Origin of the sequence: Dolichospermum lemmermannii CS-548 (genome assembly GCF_028330815.1) — a bacterium.
Classification (GTDB): domain Bacteria; phylum Cyanobacteriota; class Cyanobacteriia; order Cyanobacteriales; family Nostocaceae; genus Dolichospermum; species Dolichospermum lemmermannii.
This window is the reverse complement of sequence record NZ_JAQMTJ010000191.1, coordinates 1-21,259: the sequence shown is the minus strand read 5'-3', so window position 1 is coordinate 21,259 and position 21,259 is coordinate 1. Positions and strand designations below refer to the sequence as shown.

Here is a 21,259-nt window from a genome sequence, read left to right as displayed (position 1 = left end):
CACAGTTTCCACTGCTAAAGTTTGCCATCCTGGATAGATATCTGGGAAGATTTGGACTCCACTATTTTGAATAGCAATTGGGGTGGCTGTTCCCACTTGGACAAAGTATTTATTAGCTGTATCTTTGACCAGTTTAGTATTACCTGCTGATTCAATTAAGCCGTAAGGATTGCCAATAATACCATCACCATTGGTATCTATCCCAAAGTTAGTTTCTTGAGTGAAAGCATCAGCCGAATTTAATCCAAATTGTCCTTCAGAAGAAACCCAATTCCAGTTACTATCTAAACGCCAAATATGCAGATAGTTTCCAGTAATATTTTTCCAGAGAACTTGATTAACTCCATTCACGGTTTCTGCGGCTATCGTTTGCCATCCTGAACCGTAGATATCTTGGTAGATTTGTTGTCCACCATTTTTGATAGCAATTGGTGTATTTGTTCCAACTTGGGTAAAGTATTTATTGGCTGTATCTTTAACTAATTTTGTATTACCTGCTGATTCAATTGGAGTAAAAACATCATCATTAGTAATAGTTCCGGTAACGGCTGCGGTTGTCACAATGGTGTAACCAGCACTGGGAGCTAAGGTTAAAGCAACGGTTTCATCACTTTCAACGGTGGTATCTGCTGTGGGGTCTATGGTTAAATTTGCCGTACTTGCACCCGCAGCAAAGGTAATGCTTCCGGCTGTGCTTGTAAAGGTTGCTGCTCCGGTTTGAACATAGTCAGTGTTAAGTGTAGCTGTACCAGATACTCCATAGTTTACAGTTAAGGCTGTAGAAGTATTTCCACTTCTGGTGAAAGTGTAAACTAAATTTGGTGTTCCGTCTTCTGCCACAGTAGTGGGATTAAGACTTAAAGCAATAACAGGAGTGTCATCATCAATAATTGTACCTGTGACAGTGGTGGCTGTACCGATAGTGTAATTTGTGCCAGAAGCTAGTGTTAAAGCAACAGTTTCATTACCTTCAAGGTTGGTATCTGCTTTAGGAGCAATGGTTAGAGTGGCTGTACTTGCTCCTGTCGCAAAGGTAATTGTTCCTGTTGTAGAACCAAAGCTGGCTGCCCCCGTTTGAGTATAGTCTGTATTGAATGTGGCAGATCCGCCAACATTATAGTTAACGATTAAAGGACTCGTTGTAGCCCCCTGACGAGTGAAAGTATAAACTAGATTAGTTGCCCCATCTTCAATGACACTGGCAGGAGCAACAGCAAGATTAATAATGGTATTATTAGCCTCATCATCAGCAATGATCACTGTTGCGCTATTCGCTGTTCCCAAATCGTAATCCGCAGTATCAATTAATGAAAGGATTACAGTCTCATTTCCTTCTACTAGAGTATCGTTAACTGGAGTCACGGTAACGGTGGTTGAAGCCTGACCAGCAGGAATAATTACCGTAGAAGCAATGCTATTGTAGTCGGCGCTAGATGCAGTTCCCGAAATTGTGTAATTGACGGTGAGAGCGTTGGTTGTGCTTCCTGTGCGAGTAATTGTAAATACACCAGTATTAGCTGTTGTTCCTTCTCCAGCATCACTATCTGTAGCTGCGACAGTGACAATAGTAGAATTTCCAAAACTCCCTGCTCGAATAAACACTGCTGAATCCAGAATAGAGTCACTGGTATCTGCGATCGCCAGCTTGATGCGATTAGTAACACCTGGAACAAGACCTGTTGCATTCGCACTTAATACAGTAGTAAAACCATCGAACTGCGTATTATAAGTAGTTCCATAGTTGGGAATGAAAAATGACGAATTCGTTCCTGCTAATGGTGTAGATGAATTACCAGCGTTGACAGTATTGACAGAAACAGGAGTTGTTGTCCCAGGTATCAGGGCAATGTTTTGACCATTTAAGTAAAAGGCAAAAACATCGTTAAACGATGAATTTACATACTCATAATATTCTTCAGAGGCAAATACATAGGAGAAACTCAGAGTGGTAGTAGATGGAATAAAGTCAAACTCTAATACTGCTGCATCATTTGTGGTAAGAGGACTGACTATGGCATCCAGATTACTGTCACCTGGACTATCATTATCCAAGCCTCGACCAGTTGAGTTGTTTGGACCTTGGGCAAAAGCAATATTTCCAGTGCTAAGAATAATACCGTTCTCTATGCCTATACCTGCTCCTATTCCTCCACTAAAAACACCCCCAGCAACATTCGCACCTGTAAAAGTTATATTGCTGGCTGTAATACCAGATCCCAGTAAAGTGTTAACAAGTTGTGTCGCAGTAACTGTATTTAAATCCGTTGTACTGACTGTACTTTGCTCGACTATCAGTTCTTCCCCATTCACGGTAATAGTTGCGTAGTCATTTTCTGCTCTTAAATTTGTTAATGACTGAGCATTCAAACTATAACCCTGTACTAATGTGGCAAAAATTGCCCCTTCATCACCAGCACTATCGGTTTGATTGATTTGAGCATCAACAAAATGCCCAATTTCTTCTAACAGAACTGCACTAATGGCTTCTGTTGTAGCATTTGCTAAAAAGCTATTTGACAGATAAATCTTATTTGTACTACTAGCATAAGCCCCGTTAGCACCGACAAGAATGCTACTATCAAGAATTTCAATTTGGGGAACTTGACTAAAATCACCAGATAGCCACTGTAAACGCAGAATTTCCGCACCGCTGCGGTTGTATTGTGTACCAAAAGCGGTATCGAAAACCTGCCAGAAATTGTCTAAACCTGAAAAGTCGCTCAGTTGATTGTATGTCAGCGTCAGGGCAGAGTTGAGTATGGTATTCATGGATTTAATTAATTATTGATATTAAAATGATGTTTGAAGGCAATAGGATGTGTCACAACTTGTAACACTTTTTAGTTAAAGACTATACACGAAAGAGTTTTACATAAATACTTGTAAGTGTCAAGTCCTATGTCTATGCGACAAGTTAGGATATTTCTTACTTAGTATCAGTATCAATTTTTGACAACTTATATTATTCCCATCAAATATGCAATTACAGCGGTTTCCGCTCTTATGAGGTACAAAGTTGAATCATGAAACTTTTGTAGTGCGGGCATCTTGCCCGCTAGATATGTACCTCATAACACCGGGAAGTGCTGTAAAATGAAGCTGTATAGAATCAAATTTCAAGAATTATTAACCGCAGATAAACGCAGATAAAGACGGATGAATTAATGAATTTCATGATTCTGTGAAGTTTAACATAAGTTTAGTATTATTGCTGTTTAATCATAAAAATGGGTAATTGAATATTGAAGATTCAGCTTCATTACCAATTACCCATTACCGATTATTTAGGAATAACTTACAATTCCTGTAACTCCTTATTTGTAATCACACTAACTTGTGTACTCGCAACTTTTGCTGCTTGTAACATGGGAGTGTTAGTGACAGAATTATTAGCCAAAGTAAACAAGGGATTGGATAAAATTCCAGAGATAGTAGTAGCTATTAAAGTTACTATCAAACCCACTTGTAAGGGTCTAAGTCCTGGTAAATCCCAACGCACTTGGGGATAATTCTTCACCACGTCGGACATTTCTTGGGGTTCTTTGACTACCATCATCTTAACTACGCGAATGTAGTAATAGATGGAAACCACACTGGTAACTAAACCAAGTAAAACTAACCAGTAAAGACCAGCTTGCCAACCTGCCCAAAATAGGTAAATCTTCCCGAAAAATCCGGCTAATGGGGGAATACCACCCAATGATAACAGGGAGATACTCAAGCCCAGTGTTAAAAGTGGATCTTTTTGATACAAACCGGAGTATTCGGAAATTTGGTCTGTTCCTGTTCGCAGTGAGAACAATACCACACAGGTAAAGCCGCACAGGTTCATAAACAGGTATACCAGTAGGTAGAAAATCATACTGGAATAGCCGGCATCAGTTCCCGCAATTAAGCCAATCATCACAAACCCAGCTTGGGCAATAGATGAATAAGCTAACATCCGTTTCATGCTAGTTTGGGCTAGGGCGACAACGTTACCCAACACCATACTCAGCACTGCAAGGGCGGTGAAAACAAATCTCCACTCATCTGCCACAATTGGGAAAACGGTGGTTAAGAGACGGATAGCCAGGGCAAATCCTGCGGCTTTAGAACCGACGGATAAAAAGGCAATAACTGGGGTGGGTGCGCCTTCATAAACGTCTGGTGTCCATTGGTGGAAGGGTGCAGCGGAAATCTTGAAGCCAATACCCGCAATTACGAAAACCAGAGCAATTACTAAACCCAGGGATTGACCAACATTTGCTGTGGCGATACCATTGGCGATCGCAGTTAGTTCTGTTTGTCCACCGGATAAACCATACAGCAGGGAGACACCATACAAAAACACCGCTGTACTGGAAGCACCAATTAACAGATATTTCAACGCTGCTTCATTGGAACGAGGGTCACGTTTTGTATAACCTGTCAACAAATAAGAGGAAATACTCAAGGCTTCTAAAGAGATGAAAATCATCACCAACTCATTAGCACCGGATAAAAACATTCCTCCCAAAGTCGCAGTCATCAAAATGGCAATAAATTCGGCTAAAGGCGTACCACTTTGTTCAACGTAGCGAATTGACATTAATATTGTTGACATTGCTGACAGGGCGATAATCCCCCGAAAGACAATACTCAGGTCGTCACCATTAAAGCTACCAGTAAAGGCAATGGGGGTAGTAGTATCCCATTGGAAGTATAGAGCAATAATCGCGGCTGTTAAACCGAGGGTAGCTAGATATGCAATCCAGCGCGCAGATGTCCGTCCCAAAATCAAATCAACAATCAAAACCCCCAAGAGGGTAATCATGACGATTCCCTCTGGTAAAATCGTTCCAGCATTTAACTGGGATGCAAAATTAGCAAAATCCATGAGATGTATAGGTTTTAGCGATTAAACATTAGGGATAACACAAGTTTATTCTATCTATACTTCTTGACTAAAATTGCATTGATCTTTCTATCTTTAACAGTTGGAAATTCGTATATTTAATTTTAGCTATCAGTAAATGTACCGCAATAACTCAAAATAAACAGTCGAGTACATAACTGAACTGTTCAGAGTGGGGCGATTTTCGGGAAAGAGTAAGCATGGCTTAAAAGCACTTTATCTGCCAGCCTTTAAAACTTGTTCGGCTGTCAGTTTGAAATTTGGGAATGTCGGCGAAGTAATGGATTGATTGCCTCGAATCTGCTGAATTTCATACTCTCCTTTCACTAAGGTACAAATAGAAAGGGTAGGTTGTTTCGGTTTCCCAATATGTCGAGTCCCACCTAGACCCGCATAATCCGCAATCCAATATTCAGGAATACGTGACATACTCCACACACTCCCTTTCAGGTGAGTGTTGGCTTCTCGGCGACTCTTCTATGAAGACATTAACCGAGCTTTAAAGCCCTATGCCCTAGGGACTTTTTGAGGTAATTTTTAACTTTTTTGATAGGCTGCTTTTCAGCATTTAATTGAGTTACACCTACCGTTGAATATTATATCAAATATTTGAAAAAAATCAAGAAAGTGTTCATTCCGCACTTCGTGCCGCTTCGCTAACATCGCCCAACAACACTTATTAAACTGCGCTTAATTTTGCTCCTTGGGCAATTAGTCACTCACGGGTATTCATCTCATCACCTCCCTATCAGGTAGGTGAGAGGCTTCTACTGTTTAAGCTAAAATTGCGTAGTCTTCGACCTTACGCGCATAATCGTTTTGCCAGTTGCTACTAACTACTTCCATCACAAATTTAATGGAACTACCCAGGGTGAGGATTGATTGGTCATTCCAAAGTAGTTCTTTCGCAAGTTCATGGCGGTCAACAACCATAACATCGGGTCGAAATGCTGTCATACCCAAGTTAGAAGGACGTAGCAATCCTCGCTGAAGGACAAACCAATTTAAACCTATGGCATCAATTTGGGCGCAGATTTTTGTGGTGGTAAAGGCTGAAACTTCTTCATGGTAGCCTGTTGCTTCCAAATCAAACACCTCTCCATCAATCAATTCGTAGCGGTTACTGTCACCATAACGGACGATAAAATCGCCAAAACTTAGTAACTGCTGTTGTATTGGTATTTCGGTTGCAATGGTCATAGGTCAACTTAGCCCCATCAATATCATCACTCTAGCATTTTCGCTAAATCCATCCACTCCGAATTAAAAAGCGATCGCTTCACAATTACTTGTGCTTGGAGATCGCTATTCCTGTGAGTTGTGATTTTTGGGCGATCGCTTAATAGTTATTGGTCTTTGCGATCGCCAATAACTGCATCGTTGACTTCTCTCGCATTATAATTAACGAGAAATACTCTGCCTCTAGGACGCGCCTCCTTAGAAGAAGCTCTTTCTGCACCTATGAAAGAGTTAGCTAATGCCTAAATTTAGTATACTAAAGTGAGCTTACTAAAATTTATGATACTATTTTAACTGTCAAACTGTTTGTTGGTGAATAAAAACCTTACTTCGTTCCTGTTTACTGATTATTATCATAAATTTATGTATAGCAAACTACAATGACTGCAAATACACAGTCAGCATTAGCAAAGTTACTCTGTGGAGACTTGGTGTCTGATGGAGAATCTGTTAATGAAATACTAAGTCATTTATCTACTTCAATTGATAATGTTGTTGAAGAGCTTGTAGCACTTTTAACACAAGAATCACCAAGTCCTAACCAAATCTCACTATTTGCCCCATTTTTAGGGAGAAGTATACTTGAACTGGGATGTACAGCCATGATTGCTAGACTAGATCCTTTTAGAGTTCTGGTAATTAGAGAACACCAGAACCAGCCTGATTATTCTAAAGACAAACCGAATAAGTCTTCTATTCATTGGCAAGGTGATGTTTTAGCGGAGAAAGTTCCTGATCTTTGGGCTAATAAATCGTTACAAAGCCCTACTAGAGCATTGCTCGGAGATTACTACAAAAAATTGATATGGTCTCCTAATTTTAATAAACTAATGGATTCCATCGCAGATGTCAGTGGCGACGATTGGATTGCGCGTCTTAAAATGAAAGAGTTTGAAAAGTTCTACAATGAAACTCTTCAAGATTTTTCAAGCCTATACTCTGAACTTTCTAAAGGAATACATCATGAAACGGTAATCCCTTTAAGTTCTGCTTTAGATCTAGCGACTACCAGATTTCTAATGGAAAAAACTGTTTGTAATATCGCTACACTTGGTCTATTTGTTAATGTGGTTAGTCACACTTTCAATAAACTCAATATGTCAGATGCGATCACCGCTTACAAAGAAATTCAAGAAATGGGAGTTTTCTAATGGTTAATGATAGTTCTGAGTATACGTCACTACTGATCTTAGCCGCAGAAGATTGTTCGGCTGAAGAGTTTGCTCAATTCCATTCTTTCTCAAAACAAGAGCAGCGTTTTATTTCTAATTTGATTGCTCATGGTCCAGTTCTATTAAAAGGCGCACGCGGCAGTGGTAAAAGCGCACTAATGATAGAAGCATCAAGAAAAATGTATCCTGAAAACAAGACAAGTGCTGCATTCGGGATATATATCAGCCTCCGTCATCTTGAACTACTTAGAAGTGAAGGTGAGAAATATGAAAAAACGTTGTGCCAGTTAATAATTGATGCCGTAAAGGAGACAATTATCAAATCAGAAAATCCATTTGAGTTTGAGGCTTTACCAAACATAACATCACTTCAGAAAGAGTTATCTGGTTTATCAAGTGCGTCTGGGAAAAGAATTGTTATTTTATTTGATGATGCAGCTCATATTGGTCGGGAAGCACCACTTCATGAGTTTTTTGATATGTTTCGGACTTTATCGAATAGTACAATATCGTGTAAAGCAGCTATTTACCCTGGAGTTACTAAATTTGGTACAAGATTCGATGTCTACAATGACGCTACTGTGATCGATGTTTCAAGAAATGACGAGCTAGAGGGATATAACAAGAACTTTGCTGAGATTGTTAGAAAAAGGTTCTTACATCAGCTTCCCGAAGAGTCTTTCTCTGGTCAACTGACTTTAGAAAAAGTTGCTGGATTTATGGGGCGGGCTGTACTTGGAAATATGAGGGGATTCTTATTTGCGTGGAATAGTCTTTCAGCTAACTGTAAAGACAACAAAATTAGTTTAGCTGATATTACCAAGACGCTGATAGACCTTGCGAGTAATTACTATTGGCCGTTGATTGATGAGCTTAAGCCAAAACTTGGTATTTACGCCCCAATGATTGATCCTGCAACTTCGATTGCGGAGTCGATATTTAAAGAGGCGGGCGGACAAAAAAAACAGAATGTACTCATTTTAAAAGAGATCGTACAACGTTTATCAAAGCCATTAGAAATACTAGAATATACTGGATTTATTTCAATTCGAGATGTTTCACGAGCAATGAAATCAAAAGGAAGAGGAACAAGATATAGTTTAAATCTTTGCACTTTATTGGAAAAAATTCCTGGAGCTAAAGTTACTAATCAAATTTACATTGAATGGTTAAATGAGAAAAATGAGAAAAATGAACCTTTAGAGTTGCACAAGGGAAGTGAATTGTTTAGGATTCCACTACCAGAATTACTTGGGTGCGGGGAAATGCTAATTTTAAATAGTGATATTAGCGTCCTAAAAAAATCTAAGACTTATCCTTATGGACTCACAGAACATAAAGTTAACATCCTCAAATCTGCCAACTATAATACTGTTGCTGAATTAGCAGAAGCTAGCGATGATGCTTTATTAAGATTGGGTGAAATAGGGGAGGGAACTTTAAAGAGGATTCGTAGTACTGTTGCTCAAGCTATTTGGATGTAGATATTTCTGTCAAATAACAATATAATGCAATATGATCAAAATCGAAGTTTTGCTTGGCGATCGCTATTACTGTGAGTCGTGATTTTTAGTTAATAGACATCAAATTCTCAAAAGGATGCCGATTTTTCCAGCGGTAAGTATTAAAGTCCCGAAAATCAACAGATAGAATCCGCCCATGCCCCAAATGTTCGGCAAGAATAATCAATGAAGCGTCCACTAAATCCATTGGCAGGGAACTATATTGATTCATCAATTCACTGATTCTTTTCCCATCTTGAACCTTGAGATCAAAAATCTCAAAAGCACCAATTTCTAAGCTATGAATAAACGTCTGTTGAGCATTTGTGTCTGTACGTTTTAAGAGAATATGACAAACTTCCGTAATCACACACCATGTTGTCACCAGAGGCTCATCAATCGTATCTAAAACTTCTTGAGCGAGAACATGATAATCATCACGGCGATTGATTAGTGCTATCCAAAAGCCAGAATCAACGATTACCATATTTTTCGTTAAGACTTTCAGTGAGATATTGCTTGTAATTAACCGACAAATCAGAGTCCCCTTCAGCACAACCAATCAGCCCTGATTCTCTAAGACGTTGCAAAGGTTTTACAGGGGATTCTTGATGTAATTTTTCATAATAAAGATCGATCGCCACTTTCATAATGTCAGACACACCTTGATTTGTCCGCTGGCGAATGTAATTAAACTTATTAGCGCGATCGCTATCGAGCCTTGCATTAACTCTCATATTTTTGCTTGTCATAACTCTGTATGACAATACTATAGCTCAAAAAATTCAAAGTTAAGTAGTTCTCAAATAGTTTCCTCATAGGGCGATAGCGTACCCTACGGGATCTTGCTACGCAAAGCGTCCCGGAGGGAACTAGCGCGACCTAGGAATCGCTATTCCTGTGAGTTGTGATTTTTAGGAGATCGCCTCAATTATCTATCTTTTGAAGGGTTTGCTGTAGGCGATCGCAAATATCTAACAAAAAATCCTGATTAAAACTGTTAGTGATTTATGATAAGGAAAGCAATGATAAATACTTGTCTTGGTAGAATAATTTGATCGTGTCAAAATTCTGACGCAATAAATTTTCAACTTGTGAAGTCGAACAGTTGCCAAGTCGAATCCAGATAACCTTCGGTGGATTCCCAAATACTAGGCTGAGGTCGTGCATATCTGAATCTTTTGAGACAATCATCAAATCGTTCAACTTAGCATAATCCCAAACGATGGGATCAATAGTTGATTTCATTTCAACATCCCGAACGTGTAGCGAATTTGGGAAAATGTCGTTCAAGCCCAGCGGTAACTTTGGAGATAGATTTTCGTCAAAAAGTAATTTCATGCTGATATTGATGCAGTCATAAAACGACGTTCGCGGTCTGCTGCATATGCAATGCAGGCTTTAAAATCTTCCCGTGTTAAATCGGGAAAATCTTCGAGTATTTCTGCTTCTGTCATATCAGAGGCTAGGTATTCAAGCACTTCATAAACAGTAATTCGCAAGCCACGCACACAAGGCTTACCACTACGTTTATTTGGTTCAATTGTGATGTAATTTCGGTAGTTCATAAATTATCTTAGTCATACTTACTTATTTTAGAGATAGCGATCTTGATTTTATGTATCATCAATCGACAAACTCGTCTTAATTATAGCTATAACTTACATTATTGCTCAGATATCTCAGGCGATAGCGAAGCGCGACCCAGGAATCGCTATGTTTGACAACCAAGAAAAAGGAAATAAGCGATCGCTACAGTCCGCCGCTAACTACTATACTTCAAACATGAGCCATAATAAATGAAGCCAAAACTCTATAAACTACCAACTACCAAAAAGTTTGACTTATGCTAATCCAGAAGATAGTTGAAGAACTGCAAGATATACCCGAAGAGAAATTAGCCCAACTATACAATATCATTCACTATTTTCGACTAGGTTTAAATCAAGAACGTAGACAACCCCGAACCCCTAGGTTATTAAAAGGAAAACTTAGCGAAGCTTTTTTTGAACCACTACCGGAAGAGGAACTCCAGCAATGGGAATAAGCTACCTATAACCTTTTGCTGGCTCAGACAATATCATCAGGTATTAAGACGCTCATAATCAAGCTTGTAGTTGTAATTTATATAATTTTAGCATTTCTTCATGTATAAGTTAATTTTGACACAACACCTATAAAAAAATGGCAAATTAGAAAAATTAAGCTAATTTTAAATTATTTATTTCCCCAACCTTTAACAACTGTGAGTCTTGTACTATTAAATTCCAGGGATATTTTACAAACTATAGTCGTCAAATATGTACTAGATAAGTTAAAGATGGAAATAACGGACAATTAACCCTCAAAGGTTGCTTTTCCCATTCTCATGCATAATCACTGCACCTAAGAGTTGAGGAATTTTCCCCCTGTTGGGTAGTTTGTGTAAGTATACAATCACTGCTGAGGCGTGATATTTCATCTTGACATTTCGCAAAAATTAACCCAACTTAACTATTTAGCTGCATAGCTATTATTCTTTTTAAATTTCCATGTCAATTCTCGTTATCGTCGAATCTCCCACAAAAGCTCGCACCATTCGCAACTACCTACCAAAAGACTATCTGGTAGAAGCCTCAATGGGTCATGTCCGTGACCTTCCCCAGTCGGCCAGTGAAATTCCCGCCGCCGTCAAAGGGGAAAAATGGGCGCAGCTTGGGGTCAATGTAGAAGCAGACTTTGAACCGATTTATGTCGTTCCCAAAGACAAAAAGAAAATTGTCACTCAGCTTAAAGAAGCCCTCAAAGGCGCAACTGAACTGATTTTAGCTACAGACGAAGACCGAGAAGGGGAAAGCATTAGTTGGCATTTATACCAATTGCTCAAGCCCAAAGTGCCGACAAAGCGCATGGTATTTCATGAAATTACCAAGGAAGCTATTCAAAAAGCTTTGAAAGACTGCCGTAATATTGATGAGCAGGTAGTTCGCGCCCAAGAAACCAGAAGAATTTTAGACCGATTAGTAGGATATACCCTATCGCCGCTACTGTGGAAAAAAATTGCCTGGGGGTTATCCGCTGGGCGAGTGCAATCTGTAGCAGTACGTCTATTAGTAATTAAAGAACGCCAGCGTCGGGCTTTCCATGAAGGCACATACTGGGATTTAAAAGCCAGTCTAGAACAGGAAAAAAGTCCCTTTAGCGCGGTTTTAGTGACTCTTGGCGGTACGAAAGTTGCCACAGGCAGCGATTTTGACTCAACCACTGGCAGAATTACCGCCGGGCGTAATGTTGTATTACTCAACGAGGAAGAAGCCGAAGCCCTAAAAGCCCGCCTAGAAGGGAAAACTTGGACAGTGGCGGATATGGAAGAACGTCCTGTCACCCGCAAACCAGCGCCACCGTTCACTACTTCCACACTGCAACAAGAATCTAACCGCAAGTTGCGCTTATCGGCACGGGATACGATGCGAGTGGCTCAAAATTTGTATGAGCAGGGGTATATTACCTACATGCGGACAGATTCGGTACATTTGTCCGACCAAGCGATTACTGCTGCCCGTGCTTGTGTGGAGCAAAAATATGGAAAACAATACCTTAGTCCCCAACCTAGACAATACACGACCAAGTCTAAAGGCGCACAAGAAGCTCACGAAGCCATTCGTCCCGCTGGTAGTAGTTTCCGCACACCCCAAGACACAGGTTTAGCTGGACGAGAATTTGCTGTTTATGATTTGATTTGGAAGCGCACCGTCGCCTCACAAATGGCTGACTCTCGCCAAACTCAAGTTACTGTGCAAATCCAAGTTGAAGACGCTGGTTTTCGTTCCTCTGGTAAGCGCATAGATTTTCCTGGCTACCTCCGCGCCTATGTCGAAGGTTCGGATGATCCTGAAGCCGCTTTAGAAGACCAAGAAGTAATTCTACCTGCGCTGAAAGTTGGTGATCATCCCAAATGCAATGAACTGGAAGCGGTAGGTCATGAAACCCAACCTCCCGCCCGTTACACCGAAGCAACTTTGGTGAAAACCTTAGAAAGTGAAGGTATTGGTCGTCCTAGTACCTACGCCAGTATTATTGGCACAATCATTGATAAAGATTATGCCCAATTGGTGAATAATGCCCTAATTCCCACTTTCACGGCTTTCGCTGTGACTGATTTACTGGAAAAACATTTTCCAGATATTGTTGACCCTAGTTTTACTTCTAAAATGGAGCAAACCTTGGATGAAATTTCCACGGGTGAAACTCAATGGCTACCCTACTTAAAGAAATTTTATCTTGGTGAACAAGGTTTAGAAACTTTGGTGAAGGAACGGGAAACCGAAATTGATGCCAGTAAAGCTAGAACTGTAGAACTAGAAAATTTAGATGCTAAAGTCCGCATTGGTAAATATGGTCCTTATATCGAAGTTACCAATGGTGAGGAAGTAATTACCGCTTCTATCCCCAAAAACCTCACCCCGGCTGACCTGAACCCCAAACAGGTGGAAATCCTCCTCAAACAAAAAATTTCCGGACCTGACCAACTCGGTCGTCACCCGGAAACTGGAGAACCAATTTATATCAAACTTGGTACTTATGGTCCTTATGTTCAATTAGGCGATAAAACTGAGGAAAATCCTAAGCCTAAACAAGCTTCTTTACTCAAAGGTGTGACACCGGAAACCGTCACTTTAGATATGGCTGTGGGTTTATTATCTCTCCCCCGTGCTTTGGGAACTCACCCCGAAACTGGTGGCAAAGTCCAAGCTAGTTTAGGAAGATTTGGCCCCTATGTTGTCCATGACCAAGGGAAGGAGGGGAAAGATTACCGTTCTCTAAAATCTACGGATGATGTCTTGACAATTTCCTTGAATCGTGCTTTAGAATTATTGGCAGAACCGAAAAAAGGACGGGCTGCTGCTAAGAGTAAGTCTAAAGAAGCTTTACGGGAGTTGGGTACGCATCCAGAAGATGAGTCACCAGTCAATATCTATGATGGTCCCTATGGTCCTTACATTAAACATGGGAAAACTAATGCCAGTCTTCCTGAAGGTGAATCAGTAGAAAATATCACGCTATCTACAGCAATTGAATTACTTTCAGCCAAAGCATCTACAAAATCTCCCCGCAAAACCACTAAATCAACTACTAAGTCAACTGCTACTAAATCAACAACTACTAGAGGAAAAAAGAAAGACGTAGCAAGTTAGGGGCAGGGAGCAGGGAGCAGGGGAAATTTTTTCTGTTTTCTTCCTCCCAACAACCAACAACTGTACGGGCGAAGCATTTGGAGAACTATTTTTGGCAATGACCGATAATTTATCTTCCAAATGCTTCGCCCCTACTGACAACCGATAACTGACAACTGACTCCCAAACTTCTATTCCCTATCACCAATTACCCATTACTAATTAAGGATGTGATAATCTAATAAGTAAGGGAGAACACAAAATTAAAATTTCATAGTAGGACTTACCATACTTGTGGAAATGTGTCAACCCTGCCAATGCTAGAAGTGCGATAATACGCCAGTTTCTGCGAACCGGTTAAATAAAATTGAGGTACTATCTCAGGAGCGGTCAGTTTAATGGATTATATAGAAAAGGTGCTGGAAAAGCTGAAAGAATTAGCGCGGAAGTTAATTGATAGTCTGCTAGGTCCAGAGGCTGAACCGGAACCGGAACTGATTCCGATTCCTGTACATGAACGTTCTATGCGCCGTCGCTAAAGTTTTTAAGGTGTGAGAGTTGAATTTTCCAGCTTTAAGTGTTCTTGTGCTGCACGGTCCAAATCTAAATTTGCTAGGACTCAGAGAACCGGGAATTTATGGTTCTTTAACTTTAGCAGAAATTAATCGCTTGTTAGAGTCTAAAGCAATGGAACTACAAGCCGAAATATTGCCCGTGCAGTCAAATCATGAAGGGGTTTTAGTAGATGCTATACACGGGGCATTAGGAAAGCATCAGGGGATTGTCATTAATGCTGGGGCTTACACTCATACTAGTGTAGCTTTGAGGGATGCGATCGCTGCCGTTAATTTACCTACTGTCGAAGTACATCTAAGTAATATTTATCGTCGGGAAGATTTCCGCCATCATTCTTATATCGCACCAGTGGTAATTGGCCAAATCAGTGGCTTTGGCGCTCAAAGTTATTTGTTAGGCTTACAAGCACTGGTGTACCATTTAAGGCAGTAATTAGGTGACAGGTGACAGGGAAGAAGAAGTAATTACCAATTACCAATTACCAATCACCAATCACCGATTAAAAATTATGCGTTATTCTCTTGTGAATCGGGTTAGGGGAACTTTTCTGGGAGCTTTCTTGGGAGAGGGTTTATCTAGCCAGAATAGTTTTAGATTGGGTAAAATTGCGGTTTTGGGGACGGAAAGTTTAATCAGTTTGGGCAGGTTAGATGTAGATGACTGGTTAAAGCGTCAAGAACAAGCAGGTATTGAATTAGAAACAAATATTAATTTCTGGGGACAAATAATTCTCGCTACATTACCAGTGGCGATTTTTTTTCATGACAATACCGATAGAATGCGAGAAAATATTTTAGACGTGCAAAGGATATTCAATTGGCAACATGAGCCGATGATCAGAGATGCTAGTTTAATTATAGGATATGCGATCGCTCAATCCCTGAATGAAAAACTTAACCCCCACAGCCTGATTTCGGAAACAGTGAGTTTTTTAGATAAAACATCAACTTTATTACCACAAGAATTAATAAAAGTCAATAATTTATTAAAAAAAGGGGTGGGACTAGAAACAGCACAAAGGGAATTGAGTAGTCCAGAAAAATTAATTAGCAATATTGGTTTAGCTTTTTACTGCTTTGGGAGTACATTAGAAGACTTTCCCCTGACCGTATTAAGAGCTAATCAAAATCACAATTTTGCCAATCAAAATATTACAGGTGCAATTGCTGGAGCATTATCAGGCGCGTATAACAGTACAGTTGGTATACCTGTAAATTGGCAAATTTCTCCGTCAGTCACTAACTCCCCGGCTTGGGGACTTGAGAGTTTTGTCCAAATGTTCACATTAGCCGATACAATGATGGCGGTGTGGTCTGGAGTATATGACTTGAGCGATAATTGTGGCGAATTTGTGGACACAGGGTATACTATCTTTGCTGCTCCTCATATTATCCGTAGACGTTGAAATGATCTGATTCAACAAAGGTTAATTAACGGTCAAATGGGAACTGCTATCACTCCCTAACTTTTTATCCAGCTAGAGTGGCGTTCGCGGTAGCATGGCGGAGACATCAGCCATCTTTGGGGTATTTCGCGGAAGGAAAGATGAAAACGCAGCGATTTTTGCAATCCTTGAGCCAGCAACTAAGGCAATGGCAGCGGCAGTATAAAGTGCTATTCCGAAAAGGAAAGTATCAGCATAAACTGCATGGGAATTTTCTAAAAAATCTACTTCTGTATTTATCAGCAAATAGTCATCAAGGAAAACAAGGCAAACAGAGACAGACACAACAATCAACTGTTAAATTAGTTAAGAAAACTCGTGGTATTGATAAATTTATTCTTCTATGGATACATCAAAAACGCTCTTCAATAATTTTGGTATTGGCAATCTTATCACTCACAAGTGTAATGGGACATGGTTTATATAACCAACCAAGAATGAAAGTTGATAATATTGCTTTACAAACATTTACTGCTCCTTTCACAGATGATGTTGAAGATCAGCAAGAAACAGAACAGAAACGAAAAGATGCTATAGATAAATCTGTGCCTGTTCTCATGATTGATAACCATATAAATGAACAAATTAATGAACAGGTGGAAAAATTTTTAGATACAACTAATGAACTTAGGGATATAGTTGACGGGTTTCCATTTTTTGATCCTGCCGTTTTATCAATTTCTATCCAACGTTATCTTAGGGCTTTTCCTGAATCAGAATGGCAAAAGCTGAAAGTAACTTTAGAAAATAATAGAAAACAAAATTTAAAAAAGCAAAATTCAAAATTTTTGTTGTCTCCACAAATATCATCAAGTTTTCCGGTATTGCAATTGTCTAAACCTTTTCCTATTTATGAAAAGCAGAGTGATGAAGCTAGTTTTATTCAAGCATCATCAGAACTAGAAGCTTATCAATTTACTGGATCAGAATCTAATTTTTCAGCATTGATTACCAAAATCTCTCAAGTTAGACAAAAATATAATCAAGCAATTGAGAAAGCATCACAAATAGAAACTGGACAACTTAAAAATTTTTATACAGAACCTATTGTTTTAGATTTAACTGATGATGATTGGTTAAAAACACAAGCTGGAATTCATAAAATTGCCGAGCGAATTCTTGCCCAAGGTATATATGCTGGATTACCTAAAACTATTTTGAATAATGCAGTTAATTTGCAAGTGCAATCATCTGTACCTAGTGAAGCTGAACCCCTAGTAACAAAATTATTATTAGCCGTACTACAACCAAATCTTAAACAAGACGAAGCCCAAACAGAACAACAAGATGAACTGGTAGCTAATCAAATACCATCTGTAATGATCCGGGTGAAAAAAGCAGAGGTAATTGTTAGTAAAGGAGAAAAAATTACTAAATGGAAATTTCAGGTATTAGAACATTATCGCCTGATTGGCCGCCAAGTGAATTGGATGGGTTTAACAATTGTCGGTATGGTTGTTACTGGAGGAATTCAGATTTTTGTCTGGATAGAAAGAAAAAGTCATAACTATTTGCGACAACGCGATCGCCTATTAGTTTTACTTCTTAGCCTCAGTGTTCCTGGAGTATTGGCAATGAGTTTACCCTATACTACTTGGAGTGCTATTGGTTTATTATTAGGCAGTTTCTATGGACCAACTGTAGGGATAACAGTAGTGGGGTTATTGTCGCTGATACTTCCAATTACCACAGATACAAATATTCTGGTATTGTTGGCTGGGGCTATGGGGGGAATGTTAAGTAGTTATGTCGCTCATAGATTGCGATCGCGTGAAGAATTAGCATTATTAGGTGTTGTCTCTGCCTTAACCCAAGGTGGTGTATTCTTACTATTAAAAATCCTCACAGGTGGGGTATTTGGTTCGGGTTGGTATATCTTCCAAGAAGCAGGTTTGTTTGCTGTATCTGGCTTGTCTTGGAGTATTGTGGCTTTGGGTTTAAGTCCTTATTTAGAAACATTATTTGATGTGATTACTCCTATCCGCTTGGCAGAATTAGCTAATCCCAACCGCCCATTATTAAAGCGACTAGCTACGGAAACTCCAGGAACTTTTCAACATACTTTATTAGTGGCAACTCTAGCTGAAGCTGCGGCTAAACAATTGGGATGTAATGTAGAATTAGTTAGGGCGGGAACTCTATATCATGATATTGGCAAAATGCACGATCCCTTGGGATTTATTGAAAATCAAATTGGCAGTCCCAATAAACATGAAACAGAAATTCAAGATCCTTGGAAAAGTGCCGAATTGATTAAAAAGCACGTGACGGAAGGGGTAGTAATGGCGAAGAAACACAGTTTACCAACGGCAATTCAGGCTTTTATTCCCGAACATCAAGGAACAATGGCGATCGCTTATTTTTATCACCAAGCCCAACAAATAGCCCAAAAAAATCCCCATATCATCGTAGATAAAGCAGATTTTTGTTATGATGGTCCTATCCCCCAATCACGGGAAACAGGAATCGTCATGTTAGCGGATTCTTGTGAAGCCGCATTACGCAGTCTTAAAGATGCAACTCCAGAAAAAGCATTGAATATGCTGAATAATATTCTCAAAGCAAAATGGCAAGATGAACAATTAATAGATTCAGGCTTGACAAGAGAAGAAATGCCAAAAATTGCCCAAATATTTGTGGATGTTTGGCAACAATTTCATCACAAACGCATTGCTTATCCTAAGTCAAAAGCTGGTAATTTGTAGTTAAGATTAATCTGCATAGAATTAGAATTTAAGAATAATCAAACGCAGATAAGCGCAGATAAACGCAGATAAGGACGGATGAATCACAGCAGATTGCAGATTAATGAGGTACAGGATCTAAATTCAAAGCCAGACAGCAAGCCAGTTTTACTCCTTATTCATTCTTCCTTCTTCCTTCTTCATTCTGACTCCTGACTCCTGACTCCTGACTCCTTTATTCCTGCTGTATTCATACTTAACGGTTAAACTAGAGATAGAAAAATGACAATAGGAAGATTATGATGAGCGATCGCGACTATACCTTAATTATTGACAAAAGCGGTAGTATGTCCACACCCGACCAAGCGGGTGGAAGAACTAGATGGAAGATAGCTGAAGAATCTACCATTGCTTTAGCCAGAAAGTGTGAAGAATTTGATCCTGATGGCATTACAGTTTACGTTTTTTCCGGCAGATTTAAACGTTATGAAAATGTTACTGCTGCTAAAGTAGCCCAGATATTTCAGGAGAATGATCCATCAGGTACGACTAACTTAGGAAGTGTACTCCAAGATGCCCTGAATAACTACTTTGAGCGCAAAGCCGCCGGTACTACCAAACTGAATGGAGAAACGATTTTAGTCATTACTGACGGTGAACCAGATGATCGCAAAGCCGTATTTGAAATTATCATTCGTGCTACCCAACAAATGGAAAAAGATGAAGAATTAGGAATTTCCATGATTCAAGTCGGTTCAGATCCTCAAGCCACCAAATTTCTTAAAGCCTTAGATGATCAATTACAAAGTGTTGGTGCTAAATTCGATATTTGTGATACCGTAACTTTAGATGATTTAGAAGACATGAGTTTAGCTGATGTTTTAATGAATGCCATCACTGATTAATTAACAAAAATTCCTAATATCTGGAGAGTTTAGTCATGCTAGAAAACCGTGATTACACCTTAATTATTGATAAAAGCGGTAGCATGGCTACCCCAGATCAAAAAGGTGGTAGAACTAGATGGGCAACAGCACAAGAATCTACTTTTGCATTAGCCAGTAAATGTGAACAACTTGATCCAGATGGCATTACTATTTACTTGTTTTCTGGGAAATTTAAACGTTATGAAAATGTCACATCTGCCAAAGTAACACAAATTTTTCAAGAAAATGATCCTTCAGGAACAACAGATTTAGCGGGTGTTTTGAAACACGCTACTGATGATTATCTACAACGTAAAGCCTCTAGTAAAAGTCAACCCAATGGGGAAACAATTTTAGTAGTTACTGACGGTGAACCAGATGATCGCAAAGCCGTCATGAAGGTAATTATTGAAGTTTCTCGTCGTCTGGATAGAGATGAAGAATTAGCTATTTCCTTTATTCAAGTCGGTAATGATGCTCAAGCTACCCGCTTTTTGAAAATCTTGGATGATGAATTGCAAAGTGCAGGTGCTAAGTTTGATATTTGCGACACTATCACAATGGATGATATGGAAGATATGAGTTTATCAGAAGTTCTCCTCAATGCCATTAATGACTAGCACCGCAAGGCGGAATTAAAAATTAACAATTAAAAATTAAAAAAGCTTGCTGAATATTGCTTTTGACTTTTGACTTCCGCCTTGCGGTACTATTACCGTCGTGAATTAAAAATTAAAAATGATCCCCCAACTTTCACATCAATTCATAATTTGATGAAAACAGAAGTCGGGGATCTTATATTTTTTAGGAATTACAAATATGGATTCCATTGACAAGCTATTAGCTGAACTCAAAACTGAATATACAGAACCAAAAACCACACCACAACAAAATAATTTAACCCCAGTTAAATCGGTTTCACCCACAATCAAATCAGATGTATTCATAGATAAATTGTTATCAGAAGTACAAGCTGATTTGGCGGAAAATAAAACTGCATATATCCAATCCAAACCCACAGAACCACAGAATAATTTACAAACCATTCAATTTGTCCATTTACCTGATACTAAATCTGATGTATCTGTAAATAACTTATTAGCAGATGTACAAGCTGATATTTTGGCAAAAGATGCGGCTGAGGCACTGCAAAAACAAGAAGAATTAACACAGGAGAAAATTCGTCAAGAAAAACTTCAAGCTAAACAAAAAGCAGCTTTAGAAAAAACTGCTAAACAATGGTTAGCTAAATTAGATCCATTATCATCAGAAGGATTATGGTTTGAAAGATTTGCTGAAAGTTATCCTCACAAATTAGCAGCCGCAATTGATTATTTACAAACTAATTCCTAAATTTCAATTTACCGCTAATTTCTGGTTTTTGCCTTCACCAAATAGAACGAAAGGCACGGAAGCCACTTGGCAATAGATGCGTGGAGGAAGTGCCAACGGCGTTCGCGGAGCGTGCCGGAGGCTCTATTTATTCGCAATCAAGATTCTCAACCATGATGCGGGTCTTCTATGTATCGTCTAATTGTATCTGCCCAAACCTGACCTGCCGTCGAATAAAAATAACTGTTAGTCCATAGGCTAGGAAGTTTTAATAACTCCGGGAACTCTTTTCTCAATAGATAAGATGACCGACCTTTAAACGCCTTAATAACTTGGTTAATGGCTATATCCGGTT

Annotated in this window: 20 protein-coding genes and 1 pseudogene; 11 read left to right on the top strand and 10 right to left on the bottom strand. The window is 39.2% G+C overall.

Annotated elements, in window-relative coordinates; translation table 11 throughout:
• The 4 genes and pseudogenes from PN450_RS12620 to PN450_RS12605 all read right to left on the bottom strand — a co-directional run.
• The coding region (locus PN450_RS12620; RefSeq protein ID WP_271836543.1) for a choice-of-anchor L domain-containing protein at positions 1-2,769 on the bottom strand (2,769 nt) is incomplete at its 3' end.
• A gap of 526 nt (positions 2,770-3,295) precedes the next feature.
• On the bottom strand, positions 3,296-4,858 hold the full coding sequence (locus PN450_RS12615; RefSeq protein ID WP_148765182.1) for an NAD(P)H-quinone oxidoreductase subunit N: 1,563 nt from the start codon (positions 4,856-4,858) through the stop codon (positions 3,296-3,298).
• A 234-nt stretch (positions 4,859-5,092) separates the two neighbouring features.
• Positions 5,093-5,326, bottom strand: a complete 234-nt coding sequence (locus PN450_RS12610) for a Uma2 family endonuclease (RefSeq protein ID WP_334311491.1) — start codon at positions 5,324-5,326, stop codon at positions 5,093-5,095.
• Positions 5,327-5,656: 330 nt separating this feature from the next.
• Positions 5,657-6,076: pseudogene (locus PN450_RS12605) on the bottom strand (Uma2 family endonuclease); the annotation flags it as partial.
• A 419-nt stretch (positions 6,077-6,495) separates the two neighbouring features.
• Between PN450_RS12605 and PN450_RS12600 the strand changes: the two are divergent.
• Together PN450_RS12600 and PN450_RS12595 are read left to right on the top strand one after the other, a co-directional pair.
• On the top strand, positions 6,496-7,266 hold the full coding sequence (locus PN450_RS12600; RefSeq protein WP_148765189.1) for a hypothetical protein: 771 nt from the start codon (positions 6,496-6,498) through the stop codon (positions 7,264-7,266).
• A complete protein-coding gene (locus tag PN450_RS12595; protein WP_271836541.1) occupies positions 7,266-8,771 on the top strand; it encodes a P-loop NTPase family protein in 1,506 nt (501 codons plus the stop codon). The genes PN450_RS12600 and PN450_RS12595 overlap by 1 nt, the downstream gene beginning before the upstream one ends.
• 85 nt (positions 8,772-8,856) lie before the next feature.
• Here PN450_RS12595 and PN450_RS12590 read toward each other — a convergent pair whose 3' ends face one another.
• The 4 genes from PN450_RS12590 to PN450_RS12575 form a co-directional block, all read right to left on the bottom strand.
• A complete protein-coding gene (locus PN450_RS12590; protein ID WP_148765194.1) occupies positions 8,857-9,276 on the bottom strand; it encodes a type II toxin-antitoxin system VapC family toxin in 420 nt (139 codons plus the stop codon).
• Entirely contained in the window at positions 9,263-9,541 is a 279-nt protein-coding gene (locus tag PN450_RS12585; protein ID WP_271836540.1) for a ribbon-helix-helix domain-containing protein, read from the bottom strand. Before PN450_RS12585 ends, PN450_RS12590 begins: the two co-directional genes overlap by 14 nt.
• Before the next feature lie 256 nt (positions 9,542-9,797).
• A complete protein-coding gene (locus tag PN450_RS12580; protein WP_271836539.1) occupies positions 9,798-10,130 on the bottom strand; it encodes a DUF5615 family PIN-like protein in 333 nt (110 codons plus the stop codon).
• Complete coding sequence (locus tag PN450_RS12575; protein WP_271836538.1) at positions 10,127-10,357, bottom strand: DUF433 domain-containing protein; 231 nt, start codon at positions 10,355-10,357, stop codon at positions 10,127-10,129. The genes PN450_RS12580 and PN450_RS12575 overlap by 4 nt, the downstream gene beginning before the upstream one ends.
• Before the next feature lie 278 nt (positions 10,358-10,635).
• Here PN450_RS12575 and PN450_RS12570 point away from each other — a divergent pair, with 278 nt between their 5' ends.
• The gene (locus PN450_RS12570; protein WP_271836537.1) at positions 10,636-10,836 is read left to right on the top strand and encodes a hypothetical protein; all 201 of its coding nucleotides are present in this window, start codon (positions 10,636-10,638) and stop codon (positions 10,834-10,836) included.
• Between the two features lie 484 nt (positions 10,837-11,320).
• Complete coding sequence (gene topA, locus PN450_RS12565; protein WP_271836536.1) at positions 11,321-13,963, top strand: type I DNA topoisomerase; 2,643 nt, start codon at positions 11,321-11,323, stop codon at positions 13,961-13,963.
• Here the strand turns inward: topA and PN450_RS12560 are convergent.
• Entirely contained in the window at positions 13,922-14,104 is a 183-nt protein-coding gene (locus PN450_RS12560) for a hypothetical protein (protein WP_271836535.1), read from the bottom strand. The two genes, topA and PN450_RS12560, sit on opposite strands and share 42 nt — an antisense overlap.
• A 236-nt stretch (positions 14,105-14,340) precedes the next feature.
• On the opposite strand from PN450_RS12560, the gene PN450_RS12555 reads away from it, so the two are divergent.
• From PN450_RS12555 to PN450_RS12525, 7 genes are all read left to right on the top strand, one after another.
• Positions 14,341-14,481 (top strand): hypothetical protein, encoded by a 141-nt coding sequence (locus tag PN450_RS12555; protein WP_027404689.1) that lies wholly within the window; start codon positions 14,341-14,343, stop codon positions 14,479-14,481.
• A gap of 19 nt (positions 14,482-14,500) precedes the next feature.
• A complete protein-coding gene (gene aroQ / locus PN450_RS12550; RefSeq protein ID WP_148765205.1) occupies positions 14,501-14,950 on the top strand; it encodes a type II 3-dehydroquinate dehydratase in 450 nt (149 codons plus the stop codon).
• Between the two features lie 76 nt (positions 14,951-15,026).
• Positions 15,027-15,923, top strand: a complete 897-nt coding sequence (locus PN450_RS12545; RefSeq protein ID WP_417033747.1) for an ADP-ribosylglycohydrolase family protein — start codon at positions 15,027-15,029, stop codon at positions 15,921-15,923.
• Positions 15,924-16,063: 140 nt separating this feature from the next.
• Positions 16,064-18,667: an HD family phosphohydrolase gene (locus PN450_RS12540; protein ID WP_271836533.1), complete on the top strand. Its 2,604-nt coding sequence runs from the start codon at positions 16,064-16,066 to the stop codon at positions 18,665-18,667.
• Between the two features lie 278 nt (positions 18,668-18,945).
• The gene (locus tag PN450_RS12535; protein WP_148765215.1) at positions 18,946-19,551 is read left to right on the top strand and encodes a vWA domain-containing protein; all 606 of its coding nucleotides are present in this window, start codon (positions 18,946-18,948) and stop codon (positions 19,549-19,551) included.
• Positions 19,552-19,586: 35 nt separating this feature from the next.
• Entirely contained in the window at positions 19,587-20,192 is a 606-nt protein-coding gene (locus PN450_RS12530; RefSeq protein ID WP_148765217.1) for a vWA domain-containing protein, read from the top strand.
• Positions 20,193-20,391: 199 nt separating this feature from the next.
• Positions 20,392-20,925 carry a salt stress protein, Slr1339 family gene (locus PN450_RS12525; RefSeq protein ID WP_334311490.1) on the top strand — a complete coding sequence of 178 codons (534 nt, stop codon included), beginning with the start codon at positions 20,392-20,394 and terminating at the stop codon, positions 20,923-20,925.
• Positions 20,926-21,071: 146 nt separating this feature from the next.
• On the opposite strand, the gene PN450_RS12520 is transcribed toward PN450_RS12525, so the two are convergent.
• The coding region (locus tag PN450_RS12520) for a transposase (RefSeq protein ID WP_271836532.1) at positions 21,072-21,259 on the bottom strand (188 nt) is incomplete at its 5' end.

Excerpts from the sequence above, each read along its gene's own strand:
- PN450_RS12615 (WP_148765182.1), bottom strand. The coding sequence starts at position 4,858 with ATGGATTTTGCTAATTTTGCATCCCAGTTAAATGCTGGAACGATTTTA.
- PN450_RS12600 (WP_148765189.1), top strand. The coding sequence starts at position 6,496 with ATGACTGCAAATACACAGTCAGCATTAGCAAAGTTACTCTGTGGAGAC.
- PN450_RS12595 (WP_271836541.1), top strand. The coding sequence starts at position 7,266 with ATGGTTAATGATAGTTCTGAGTATACGTCACTACTGATCTTAGCCGCA.
- PN450_RS12590 (WP_148765194.1), bottom strand. The coding sequence starts at position 9,276 with ATGGTAATCGTTGATTCTGGCTTTTGGATAGCACTAATCAATCGCCGT.
- PN450_RS12585 (WP_271836540.1), bottom strand. The coding sequence starts at position 9,541 with ATGACAAGCAAAAATATGAGAGTTAATGCAAGGCTCGATAGCGATCGC.
- PN450_RS12580 (WP_271836539.1), bottom strand. The coding sequence starts at position 10,130 with ATGAAATTACTTTTTGACGAAAATCTATCTCCAAAGTTACCGCTGGGC.
- PN450_RS12575 (WP_271836538.1), bottom strand. The coding sequence starts at position 10,357 with ATGAACTACCGAAATTACATCACAATTGAACCAAATAAACGTAGTGGT.
- PN450_RS12570 (WP_271836537.1), top strand. The coding sequence starts at position 10,636 with ATGCTAATCCAGAAGATAGTTGAAGAACTGCAAGATATACCCGAAGAG.
- topA (WP_271836536.1), top strand. The coding sequence starts at position 11,321 with ATGTCAATTCTCGTTATCGTCGAATCTCCCACAAAAGCTCGCACCATT.
- PN450_RS12555 (WP_027404689.1), top strand. The coding sequence starts at position 14,341 with ATGGATTATATAGAAAAGGTGCTGGAAAAGCTGAAAGAATTAGCGCGG.
- PN450_RS12545 (WP_417033747.1), top strand. The coding sequence starts at position 15,027 with ATGCGTTATTCTCTTGTGAATCGGGTTAGGGGAACTTTTCTGGGAGCT.
- PN450_RS12540 (WP_271836533.1), top strand. The coding sequence starts at position 16,064 with ATGAAAACGCAGCGATTTTTGCAATCCTTGAGCCAGCAACTAAGGCAA.
- PN450_RS12535 (WP_148765215.1), top strand. The coding sequence starts at position 18,946 with ATGATGAGCGATCGCGACTATACCTTAATTATTGACAAAAGCGGTAGT.
- PN450_RS12530 (WP_148765217.1), top strand. The coding sequence starts at position 19,587 with ATGCTAGAAAACCGTGATTACACCTTAATTATTGATAAAAGCGGTAGC.
- PN450_RS12525 (WP_334311490.1), top strand. The coding sequence starts at position 20,392 with ATGGATTCCATTGACAAGCTATTAGCTGAACTCAAAACTGAATATACA.